12 protein-coding genes are annotated in these 11,295 nt (G+C 45.5%); 7 read left to right on the forward strand and 5 right to left on the reverse strand.

Features of this window, described 5'->3' with window-relative positions; all coding sequences use genetic code 11:
• The first annotated feature begins 151 nt into the window (after positions 1–151).
• The 4 genes from nudE to ACOJUN_RS08985 all read left to right on the forward strand — a co-directional run bounded on the left by nudE (position 152) and on the right by ACOJUN_RS08985 (position 4,522).
• Positions 152–724 carry an ADP compounds hydrolase NudE gene (gene nudE / locus ACOJUN_RS08970; RefSeq protein ID WP_422136295.1) on the forward strand — a complete coding sequence of 191 codons (573 nt, stop codon included), beginning with the start codon at positions 152–154 and terminating at the stop codon, positions 722–724.
• The gene (gene cysQ / locus ACOJUN_RS08975; protein WP_422136296.1) at positions 717–1,565 is read left to right on the forward strand and encodes a 3'(2'),5'-bisphosphate nucleotidase CysQ; all 849 of its coding nucleotides are present in this window, start codon (positions 717–719) and stop codon (positions 1,563–1,565) included. Before nudE ends, cysQ begins: the two co-directional genes overlap by 8 nt.
• Positions 1,566–1,915: 350 nt before the next feature.
• Positions 1,916–3,013, forward strand: coding sequence for a Fic family protein (locus ACOJUN_RS08980; RefSeq protein ID WP_422136297.1), 1,098 nt, complete (start codon positions 1,916–1,918; stop codon positions 3,011–3,013).
• A gap of 366 nt (positions 3,014–3,379) precedes the next feature.
• A complete protein-coding gene (locus ACOJUN_RS08985; RefSeq protein WP_422136298.1) occupies positions 3,380–4,522 on the forward strand; it encodes an RNA-guided endonuclease InsQ/TnpB family protein in 1,143 nt (380 codons plus the stop codon).
• 279 nt (positions 4,523–4,801) lie between these two features.
• Here the strand turns inward: ACOJUN_RS08985 and ACOJUN_RS08990 are convergent, their stop codons facing one another.
• Together ACOJUN_RS08990 and ACOJUN_RS08995 are read right to left on the reverse strand one after the other, a co-directional pair.
• Entirely contained in the window at positions 4,802–5,173 is a 372-nt protein-coding gene (locus ACOJUN_RS08990; RefSeq protein ID WP_422136299.1) for a NirD/YgiW/YdeI family stress tolerance protein, read from the reverse strand.
• Between the two features lie 87 nt (positions 5,174–5,260).
• Positions 5,261–5,722, reverse strand: a complete 462-nt coding sequence (locus tag ACOJUN_RS08995; RefSeq protein ID WP_422136300.1) for an MEKHLA domain-containing protein — start codon at positions 5,720–5,722, stop codon at positions 5,261–5,263.
• 103 nt (positions 5,723–5,825) lie between these two features.
• Between ACOJUN_RS08995 and ACOJUN_RS09000 the strand changes: the two genes are divergently transcribed.
• Positions 5,826–6,851, forward strand: a complete 1,026-nt coding sequence (locus tag ACOJUN_RS09000) for a S66 family peptidase (protein ID WP_422136301.1) — start codon at positions 5,826–5,828, stop codon at positions 6,849–6,851.
• A gap of 24 nt (positions 6,852–6,875) precedes the next feature.
• On the opposite strand, the gene ACOJUN_RS09005 is transcribed toward ACOJUN_RS09000, so the two are convergent.
• Both ACOJUN_RS09005 and ACOJUN_RS09010 read right to left on the reverse strand, forming a co-directional pair.
• Positions 6,876–7,271, reverse strand: a complete 396-nt coding sequence (locus tag ACOJUN_RS09005) for a type II toxin-antitoxin system VapC family toxin (RefSeq protein ID WP_422136302.1) — start codon at positions 7,269–7,271, stop codon at positions 6,876–6,878.
• Between the two features lies 1 nt (position 7,272).
• Positions 7,273–7,512 (reverse strand): AbrB/MazE/SpoVT family DNA-binding domain-containing protein, encoded by a 240-nt coding sequence (locus ACOJUN_RS09010; RefSeq protein WP_422136303.1) that lies wholly within the window; start codon positions 7,510–7,512, stop codon positions 7,273–7,275.
• A gap of 328 nt (positions 7,513–7,840) precedes the next feature.
• Here ACOJUN_RS09010 and ACOJUN_RS09015 point away from each other — a divergent pair, with 328 nt between their 5' ends.
• Positions 7,841–8,152, forward strand: coding sequence for a hypothetical protein (locus ACOJUN_RS09015; protein ID WP_422136304.1), 312 nt, complete (start codon positions 7,841–7,843; stop codon positions 8,150–8,152).
• A 106-nt stretch (positions 8,153–8,258) separates the two neighbouring features.
• Here ACOJUN_RS09015 and ACOJUN_RS09020 read toward each other — a convergent pair whose 3' ends face one another.
• Positions 8,259–9,368, reverse strand: coding sequence for a 2OG-Fe(II) oxygenase (locus ACOJUN_RS09020; protein WP_422136305.1), 1,110 nt, complete (start codon positions 9,366–9,368; stop codon positions 8,259–8,261).
• Between the two features lie 386 nt (positions 9,369–9,754).
• On the opposite strand from ACOJUN_RS09020, the gene ACOJUN_RS09025 reads away from it, so the two are divergent.
• Complete coding sequence (locus tag ACOJUN_RS09025; protein WP_422136306.1) at positions 9,755–10,963, forward strand: hypothetical protein; 1,209 nt, start codon at positions 9,755–9,757, stop codon at positions 10,961–10,963.
• The last annotated feature ends 332 nt before the right edge of the window (positions 10,964–11,295 follow it).

Here is an 11,295-nt window from a genome sequence, read left to right on the forward strand (position 1 = left end):
TATTCTTCTGTTGTCATAATGGCGTATCCAGACCCTGAACGGCAATCTTGCTGTATTATTGGCGCAAGGCTAAGTGAATTAAGTGTCCATCGACGTATGTAAGCAATGGCTTAGACACATATAATAACGGCTGAACAAGAGGCAGGGAATCATGTCAGAAAAACCGGTCATCAAAGCGTGTCGTGAAATTGCACGCACTCGTCTGTTCAGAATAGAAGAACTGGATCTCAAATTCTCCAATGGTGTTGAAAGAACCTATGAACGATTGGGTTCTTTTGGAACAGGGCATCAGGCGGTCATGGTGGTGCCGCTGCTGGATAATCATCGTTTTCTGATGATCCGCGAGTATGCCGGTGGTACCGAAGACTATCAGTTGACTCTGCCCAAGGGGTTGGTTGAGCCGGAAGAAAGTCTGCAACAAGGCGGTAACCGCGAGCTAAAGGAAGAAGTCGGTTATGGAGCCCGGCAATGGAAGTACCTGAGTTCATTTACCCAGTCACCCAACTACATGAAAAGCAGAATACACTCAATGGTGGCCTGGGATCTTTATGAAGAAAAGCTCGAAGGGGATGAGCCAGAGCCCCTGGAAGTGGTTGAGTGGTCCTTTGACCGCTTGCTGGAACTGAACGAAAGGCCGGACTTTTCCGAAGCAAGGGCGTTGGCTGCCCTGTTTCTGGTCAGAGAGAAAATTCAGGCCGGATGGCTGGAGAATCCTGATGTTTGACAACAAGCTGATTGAGTCCGTAAAGCAGATTGCCCGAGAGGCCGGAGAGGCCATCCTGACCCTTTACCATCAGCAAGATCTGGGTGTTCAGCATAAATCTGACAAAACGCCGGTTACTGTGGCAGATCTCAAAGCCAACGAAGTGATTGAGCGGGGCCTGAAGGCTCTGGACGTTCAATACCCGATTTTATCAGAAGAGTCAGAGCATACCGCTTTTACCGAACGCTGCCAGTGGGAACGCTATTGGCTGGTGGACCCCCTGGATGGCACCCAGGAGTTTATCAATGGAAATGGCCAGTTCACTGTGAATATCGCCTTGATGGAAAAGTCAGAAGATGGTCGAAGCTACCCGGTATTGGGTGTGGTTCACGTCCCTGATGAGAATACTATTTATTGGGGTGGCAGTGATCTGGGGGCTTTCAAGCAAACTGAGGACCAGCCTGCGGTCATTATTACTCCAAGAAGTTTTCAGCCAGGAAAGGAAACTGTGGCACTGGGCAGTCGCAGTTATGGCACCGAAAGAGCTGCTGTATTTATTGAAAAACTCAGAGCGCTCTATCCCAATCTGGAGGTAAGGCCTGTCGGCAGTGCCCTCAAGAGTTGCCATGTCGCAGAAGGGCTGGCAGACATCTACCCAAGGCTGGGGCCGACATCCGAGTGGGATACCGCAGCAGCTCAGGCGATACTGGAAGGTGCCGGAGGCTTACTGCTGGACCCTCACGGCAAGCGCTTTTCCTACAACTTCAAAGAGAGTCTGCTGAATTCCGATTTTCTGGTGGTGGGTGATCGAACTCAGGACTGGTCGAAGATCTGGAATGCACGGTTATTAATTGGTCTTTAGGAGTCTGAATAAGCCAAACCTGCCTGCCAGAGCAATATTCCCAAGAGGAGCATGCTACTGGAAGGCAGGTTTGGATAATGTAATGGAAGCCCCGTCTGGAAACTTCGCGGATTTTGCTGGTTGACACTCTTAATCTGTTAGGAAAGATAAAGTGGCCGAGTGATTTGTATTTTTTGTATTAAAAATCAATTAATTTAATACAAAATCTGATTTGTGTATCAGGTTCAGTACGCTACCGTTATTGTGTATTAAATATTGCAATTTTTAATAAAAAATTTTGTGTTGGATACGACAGACACAAAAGGATTTATATATTAAATATTCTTTTTTTTAATACACAAGGTTTTGGCATGACCCCGTATATACCTGATACGCTTCCCCTTCAAGGTCTTGATTTCAGCCGTCTCATCACGCTGGTTGGTGAAGCTAATGCGGCACTTGCTGAATACAGTGGTTTGCTGCAGGGAATCATTAATCCTGCGGTCATGCTATCGCCCTTGATGAATCAGGAAGCGGTGTTATCATCGAGGATTGAAGGGACCCAGGCCACGGTTGAAGAGGTGCTTGAGCATGAAGCAGGTGCTCAATTTGACGAGAGAAAAAATACAGACATTCAGGAAATACTGAACTATCGAAAAGCATTGATGCTGGCTCAGGAGTACCTGGCTGAAGGGCGAACCATCTCTTTAAGCCTCTTGTTACAGTTACATCAGCTACTACTGGACAGTGTAAGAGGGCAAGGCAAAGCACCGGGTGCTTTTCGAAAGGATCAGAATTGGATTGGTCGAGCTGGATGTACCCTGGAGACCGCAACCTTTGTTCCCCCGGACCCCATAAAGCTGATGGATCATCTTGAAGCCTGGAATCATTATCTGGGCGAGAATGATTTTGATGTATTGGCTCAGACCGCCATTGTTCATGCTCAATTTGAACTGATACACCCATTCAAGGATGGCAATGGTCGTATTGGTCGTTTGGTTATACCGCTGTTTTTATACAGTAAACAGAGACTCTCCAGTCCTATGTTTTATCTTTCAGGTTATCTGGAAGCACACCGGGATGAATATTACGAACGGCTGAAGAGGATTTACCAGGAAGGCGACTGGACAGGATGGATTGAATTTTTTCTCAAAGCCATACTGATTCAGGCTAAAGAGAACGTTCAGAAAGTAAAAACGATCATGTCGTTATATGAGAAGACTAAAGTCAGTGTTCAACAAACGACAGGCTCAAAGTTCACTATGCAACTGATAGATACACTCTTTGACAGACCTATCTTTCAAGTGAACGATTTTGCTAAACGGTCTGGTATCAGTAAGCCTACTCTGCACGGTCTTTTGCGCCAGTTGCATGTGCCGGATGGTCCCATTGTGACGCTCAGGGAAGGATCTGGCCGCCGACCTGCAATTTATGCATTCCCGGAACTGCTCCATATCTGTGAGGGTTAAAAACAGTTCGCAGAAATCTATTATAATCTAAAACCATCTTATAAAATCTCAAGCATGGATAAGTGATTAGTGAAGATTAGGTGGGGCAGCTCGTTTACATGGTACAGACCCAATAACACTTTGAAAATCGGAAAGTGCAGGTGAGCTGCTTCCTGCCAGAAAGACCAAAGTTGGAACTTGTTACTACGACGTGTCTGAATTGATGGGCTACAGTAACGAAGCTGCGCCAACGCTTTGCTATTGCAGAGTATCCGGTCACGACCAAAAGCCAGACTTAGACAGGCAGCAAGAGTTACTGGAAGCCTGCTGTTCTGCAAAAGGTTGGCGAACTCAGGTTATACGAAAAAATGCTTGAGACTTTGCAAGATGTTGTTAGCTCACAAGATTGGACTCAGACCGACAAAACAACAAGCCGATTATCTTGATAGGGCTTGTGGTTCTCGTCGTCATGCGTTCAATCAACTGTTGGCACATTTCAATCAAGAAGGCGTTAAATGGTCAAAGAAGGCTGCGAATGAAAAATACCAAGAACTCAGGCTTGAGTTTCCCTGGTATGCCGAAGTCAGCCAACGTGTCACCAGGAATACAATCGACGATCTTCATGACGCCTTTACTCACTTCTTCCGTCGGGTGAAGAAAGGAGAAAAAGCAGGTTATCCAAGATTCAAGAAGCGAGGACTACACGACAGTTTTTCTCTCAGAGAAAAACCCAAGTTCGATGTTGATGGCAGAACACTTCGCATTGAGAAACTGAAAACCCGCATCAAGATGCGCCAGGAACTGAGATTCACCGGAACACCTTGTCAGGTGACGATCAGTAAGCGAGCCGGAAAGTATTTCGCTTCTATTTTGGTAGACACTCAGGATTACCACCCAAAAGCACAAAGCCATGAGTCTGTAGGCGTTGATTTTGGCATCAAAGGTTTAGCTATTTGTTCGAATGGCAAAACCTTTACTGCTAATCAGAAACTGAAAGGCTCTCTGAAACGCCTTAACAGGAAACAGAGGGCGTTAAGCCGCAAAACAAAGGGAAGCAACCGCTATGTGAAAGCCAAGCGAGCGGTTGCCAAACTGCATTACCGGATAAGTAACCAGCGATCAGCCGTACTACATGAGGTAAGTGATTATCTGACGTCAAGATTCAAAATAATCACCCTCGAAAATCTGAATGTCAAAGGCATGGTAAAAAACCGCAAACTGGCAAGAGCAATCAGTGACGCAGGTTTCGGTAAGCTGAGAGAACTTGTTGAATACAAGGCAGAGCTGAGAGGATGCCAGGTTGTGATTGCAGATCGGTTCTTTCCCAGCTCGAAGAAGTGTGCGGTTCATACTTGCGACTACGTAAATGACAATCTTACTCTGTCTGATCGTGAGTGGCGGTGTCCAAAATGTAAAACTCTGCATGATAGGGATTACAGTGCGAGTTTGAACCTTGATAATTACGGTCGAGACAGGTTACAGCTCGACGGGGTCGCCCAGACCCTAAACCCTACGCAAGAGTGGAGTTAGACACGATTCGTCGTGCATCCATGTCGACGGCGTAGATTAAGTCTACATAATTACAGATTATGTTAGATTTTTAGTAGCGGTAAAAACTAAATACTGCCATAAAAAACTAAATTTACCCGGAAAAAATGCCTGAAAAATAAATATTGGTCATATTTTGCCTATCCAAAATATAACGCTGGAGGGTGCCGGAGATTTACTGCTCAACTCCGACTTCCTGGTGGTCGGTGACCGCACTCAGTAATGATCGGAGATCTGGAATGCACGGGGGCGGATTAGTCTTTAGAAAACATAAAGAATCTTGTCGGCTTCCACTACAATGGGTTTGTTTGGGTCTTTCGTGACCTCACCTTTGATGATGGTAGGGGAGCGGAAGAGCAGACCCTTTTTGGGTATGTCGTCATTCTTAATCTGAATCTGGATTTCTCCGGTTTTATCTCGAAACAGGTAAATTGAACATCTAAGCTTCTTGATGATTTGACCGGAAAGTCTCACTAGCTCCTCATCGTCTCCGCTGTCGATCAACTGTTCGATGCTCTGCTTTTTATAATCATGAGCTTCTGCGGAAGCAGGCGGTGATGGCAGAGGCAAGTCGTTTTCTGAAAAGGCGGGCAAGGACAACAAGCAGAGGCCGCTGAAAATGAGTCCTTTCATAAAAATTATCCTTTGATCGTCTATTGTTCAGAATAGCTCAGTTGAATGGCTATCTATACCTGTCGCCCTTGAAGATACGGGGAGATCTCAAAGAAAAGTCCAGTCACTGAATGCAGCAGCCTGACCCCGGTATTCATCTTCCTCATCGTAGAGATTCCAGACCAGCGCCTGCTCAATCAGAAACCGTCGTCCGGTACTGGAAACCCGGATACCTGAATAGTTTTTGATGTAGCCGCGTTCACTGACTTCTTTGAGCAATCTGGCCCGCTCTTCCCTGTTGGGCTGCCCTGCAGAGTGCCTGGAGGGCATTTGAGTCAGGATGTTCCAGTCCATTTCAAAGAGAGACTGGGCACTCAGGTTGCCATAACAGAAAATCGGATCACTTTGTGTGCCATGAGACAACAACACTGACGAGTGTTCATACAGCTTTAAACCCAGTTCGGGGTCTTTCAGAGGCAGTCCGAAAAGCAACTGACCCGTCAGGGTAAAGTAACTGCTGGCCATCAGCAGGCCTTGTTGCTGAAGAAAAGGATCGTGCGGTGATATCATGTTTTGCCTTGTTGCGACAGTGAATAGCAGGAAAGTAAAATGAAAAAAAGCCTAAACGCTCATGGCTTAGTCGTAAAGAACTGATAAAAGATGAAATCGGATAATGAAGTACCCTGCACCTTTGAGACCCGGCAGTCGAATCGCAATCACAGCATTTTCTTCGGGTGTTTCAGAACCCTGTCACCCTCGTCTTGATCGATGCCTTGATGATCTGCGCGCTCAGGGCTTCATTGTGGTTGAAGGTCAGTGTCTCAGGTCGAACCAGCATTATGTCAGTGCGCCACTGAAGAAAAGGGCAAGGGAACTAACTGATTTTCTGCTGGACGACGCTATTGATGCAGTTATGCCGCCCTGGGGAGGAGAGATTGCCATGGATCTGCTTTCAGTGCTGGACTTTGACCAGATAGCCAAAGCAAAACCCAAATGGCTGGTGGGCTTCTCTGATATTAGTACGCTGACGTCTGTAATCACCAGTCAATGCGGTTGGGCGACGGCTCATTGTACTAATCTGATGCAACTCCATCGTTCGCAGCAGGAGCCTTTAACGACCAACACTCTGGCTTATCTGGGAACTACTGAAGCATTCACTCAATATTCATCAGAAAAGTATCAAATCTGGGGAGCATCCTACGCTGAAAACCCCAATGCATTATTCAACCTGACTGAGTCCACGTGCTGGAAATCTATGGGCGGGAACCAGCAGGTTGTAGAGTTTTCCGGTCGTTTGTTGGGAGGCTGTCTGGATACCCTGTGTCATCTCTTAGGGTCAAACTATCTGGATTTAAAAGCTTTCCAGCAGAGATACCCTGAGGACGGAATTATACTGTTTCTGGAGAATGCAGAGTTTTCTCCCACTGCTCTGATCAGAGCGTTGTTGGGTCTGAAGTACAGAGGTATCTTTAACCTTCTGAATGGGCTGTTGATGGGTCGAAATCCACCTGATGAGCATCATGGTCAATCCCTGACTTATCATCAGGCACTAAGTTATGTCCTGGAAGGTCTTGAGATACCTATTATCTACGATGTTGATATCGGGCATCTACCACCTAATCTGACCCTGATTAATGGGACCCTGGCAGAAGTCAGTCTTATTGATGGCAGAGGCAGGGTTCAACAGAAGTTGATCTGAAGCAGAAGGGCTTTTTGTATTAATTCAGGGGCACAAAATATCCAACGTGGGGAAGTAGGTTGAGAAACGCCCTTTATTTCTTGTGATCAATCGTCCTTTTTCAACGGCTGCCTGTGCACCAATAAAAAAATCAGACAATACGCCACTTTTCTTACCGCCCCTGCGACGATATTCAAGGTGCTTTTTTGATGCCAGAAATAAAGTTCTATGGCATGGAGCCCTGAGAGTAAGATTAAGATCCTTAAGTAAAGACAAAGCCTCTTCAACTGTACGTAGAGGCGCACATATTTCAGAAAAGGCTATTGGGGATATAGATAGCTCCTCGTATTGTTCCAGTGCTGATACAGCCCACTCGTAGTGAGGTGCTTTTGTATCAAGCACATCTATAACGACGCATGAGTCTAAATAGACTACCGACATATCAGATATCCGACCGGCTATCGTCTATAAGTTGATTGAATTCTTCCCGGCTCATATCCATTGAATATTTATTGTGTAAATTACGAATATCCACTTTCTGGTTTTTGGCGGGTGTCAGAATGATTTCTCCATGATCATTGAGATTAACGCTTATTTCAGTTTCCTGATTAATGCCCAGCTTGGCTCGAATATCTGCGGGAATGGTAACCTGACCATGCTGATTAGTTCGTACGATCCTCATAATTTTGTACCTATTAGAATCTATTGAAATATATTAGATCACTTTTACAGTGCGTGACACTCTTTCAGATTCTGTTTACATCCTCGGGTGATCCCGGGGTGCCTATCAGCCGCAAGCCAGACGAGCCAAAATCAGATCTCAATTCATTCAGCACGAGAGGATGTTTCTTTTCCGGACGAAACCAGGTGTTGGGTGGGTTGAGTTCATGAATAGTCTGGAATGTTAGCAATACTATCCTCCATGTTAGTTTTTTTCTGGAACATTTAAGAGGAAATGTCATCTGACTCTATATGTTGTATTGATGAACCCTTCAAACTCGGAGATAACTATGGCACCAATCGAGATCAAATCGACTCAACCGACTCAACAGAGTCAACCGGCTTCACAACAAACGGTAAGACACATATACCGACTTGAAAGCAAAAAACCGCAATGTTACATGGCAGCCTTTGGCTTCACTGTTGGTGCCTTTTTGGGGCGCCCTTGTGATGGTTGCATTCTTGGCTTAATAGCTGGCTGTCTTTTCAAACACTCCTTAACATCCTTCAACATTTATGAACGAGATGTTGAGGTGCAAAATATCGAAGCGAAAGATATTGAAGTGAAAGTTATTGGCGCGGATAAGATTGCCAGAGATTGAGACTGTAGAGAACTTTTGCATGAAGTTCAGCGAGTTATATGCCAGTTTGAGCGAGTTGGGCGTAGCAGGTAAGCTCGCTGCCAAACCATGGTAGCACCGGCAGAGATTAGTTTGACTGATAAGGCTCAACACCGTCGCCCAGGTAGCGATTATTTTCTTCACGTATTCTGGCTGCCGCATCATCGTAAAGAAATGGCAGGGTGACATAGCGGGTGCCACTGGTTACCGGTGTTGCTGCATGCATAAGAGAACAGGAAAAGACAATGGCACCACCTGTGGGGGGCTTATAGCGACGGTTGCCGTATTCTGGAAACCACAATTCTCCCCCTTCGTATTCGTCACTATTCAGGTTGATGCTGATAGCGAATCGCCGGTGTGCAGTGCCCTTCGTAGTGTTATCCCGGTGTTCTTTGAAGAAGCCCGCATTGCTGCTGTCGTAGCAGGCAACAATATAGCGCTCAATGCGTGTGGCCTGAAACTGAAAAGCTTTGGCTATTTCGGGAGTGAGGCGGGTTCTTATTCGATGTTTCAACGCTGCCTGCAGGTTTTTATCGTCAATACTGAGGTCGGTTCGACGTTTGACATGGTTATCCTGAAGTTCCAGTGTCTTGCCGCCAACGGTTCGCATAAAGCCCGAAGGCTCCGGCTGCCCTTTCTGATAATAACGAACAAGGGTTTCGCAAAAGTCGCTTTCCAGCACCCTGGGCACCAGCAAAACCGGAGCCCAGGGTTCTATATCTGGAGATGAGTGATACACTGGGTCAGGCAGCTTCTGCATAGTTGTTATAAAAATATCAGGCTCGTCAAGATTGCCTTTGGCATAGACACGAAGCGTTGGGTCCAGAATTAACCAATAAGGATAGAAAATTTCTTGCTGTTCTGAGCGTTTGTCCATGGCTCCATATTGCCTGCAAACAGTTCCTCCTTCATCGTAAAAAATACGTTGATTTGGGAATGCTTTCAGTGCCTGCGGGTTGTGCAGGTCTCTTTGATTCAGGGTGACTGCGAAACGGACGCTTTTGTCGTCACGAGTCATTAAGTTTGATTGACTGACTGCTTCCAGAAACTTGATGACCGGTTTTGCGGAGCAGTCTCCGAGAAAGACCAGTCCGACAAAACGTCCGCCGAGACTGGAAAAAGCAAATTGAGGGTTGTTGGTTGTGTGAGCGTGGAACCAGGGGGCAGGTTCTCCCCATGAAGGTGATTTATTGTTCATTTATATATGCGTTCTAATTTATTGATAATTTTTTTATTTCAAACCTTATTAACTATCGACCAGTTTCTGTTAAAAAATACTTTGCACAGCTTTTTGAGGACTTAACATGGATGTACTGGGGCTTGTGCCACAAGGGCTCGAATTTAATGGCAATTCTGGTGTCCCAGCGAGTTGCCTTAAATTGCCATGAGAGCCCAACCGATTGATATCAATGGGTTAAAACTGTCCGAAGCATTGTTGCTGACGAGGCAAAAAATTAAAATACAAAACCTTCATCCTCCCAAACTTCTGCTACTATCACTGGGTCAATATTGATCAGAAAAACGAGCGCTTTATCAGGTTTCAGTGGCGGGTGTTTCGACCCCGAAAAACAGGGTGTGACTGTAATGTCGTCAGGTAAGTTAGCGAGTATTTTTGCAATTTTGTGCTCAGTGGTAACGGCAGTTTATGGTTCTGATCCGGAAAAGAAAACTGCAGTAGTCAATGCGGGCAGTACCGGTTCAAGACTCTATATCTATGAACATTCCTCAGACCCTGCCAACGGAATTCCTGTTATCAAGAACAAAACGCCAAGCAAAATAAAAGGAGGCGTTCATGAAGAAAGTGTAGATAGTGTGAGTGGCTATCTTGATCGGCTATTCGATTCAGTCAGCAAAGAAAATATTAATAATATTTACTTTTATTCAACCGCCGGAATGCGGGTAATCAGACCTCAGAAAAGAGCAGCTCTGAATGATAGAATTGAAAAATGGTTAAAAGAAAACTTTCCTTCAGCCACTATTGAAGTGGCGACAATAACAGGCAGAAAAGAGGGACTCTATGCCTGGCTGGCGCTGAATTATGACAACTCGCGCATAAAATTACAGGGAGACACAGTAGGTGTTCTTGACCTGGGCGGTGCTTCTACACAGATTGCTTATGAGGTAGATAAGGATGAGGATTTCACCGTTAAGATAAACGACAATACTTACAAGCTTAAGTCAGAAAGTTTTTTGGGTTTAGGGCTGGATCAGGCAATAAGCCAATATTTGAACCGGGCGTCATGTTTCCCTATGGGCTACCCTTTGCCAGATGGCAGAAACGGAACTGGTGATTTTATTACCTGCACTGCGAAAGTTAAGCCGTTGATTACAAGAGTACAAGAAATCAACAACTATATTGGATTTCACCCTCCCCGAAATACGCACAGTTTTCTTGCTATTGCAGGATTTGACTATACCGCAGCAGAGTTAGGTATTAGTAAGGATTTTTCCATTGCCAGTCTGGATGAGAAGGGTAAGACGTTTTGCGATAGTGCCTGGAATGACCTGAAGAGTGGAAAAACTCCTTATCCGGTCAATTCTTTCTTATGGCATTATTGTTTCGATGCAGCCTATGAGAAGGACTTGTTAACATTTGGGTATAGGTTAAACACCAGAAATACTCCTATTAAAATGGCTTCCAGTATTGGCTATAAATCTGATTGGACCATAGGCGTTTTGTTTAACTCTTTTATCACCTCGGTTAATAAAAAGGAACGAGAGTATCATACTGAATTCTTCAGATCAGAGAATTGCATGCACAATAGTGCAGCTTCTTCCATGTCGTTTTTTTAGACCACTGCACCTGCTCTTAAATGGCAACATCAGAGAGTCAATGATTCGGACGATTTTTAACTCAGTGGTGCCTGGGGATTGGTGATCAGGGCGCTTTCAGGCAGCTCGGAGAGACGGCAGATTTGCGATGACATCCGAACCCTTGTCACAAGCATCGGCACATCAATGTTAAGTACCTAACCAGTTGGTTTCGCATATTCTGGACGGCGGCTTTTTCCATCCTTCTGCGTTCCAACTCTGGTTGCGTAGCTATGGCTACGCGCCCGTCGTTGCGCCTTGAAGGATGAAAAAATCCACTCGCCAGAATATGCGAAACCAACTGGCCAGGTACT

The organism is Endozoicomonas sp. ALD040, assembly GCF_049275945.1.
Taxonomy (GTDB): Bacteria; Pseudomonadota; Gammaproteobacteria; order Pseudomonadales; family Endozoicomonadaceae; genus Endozoicomonas_A.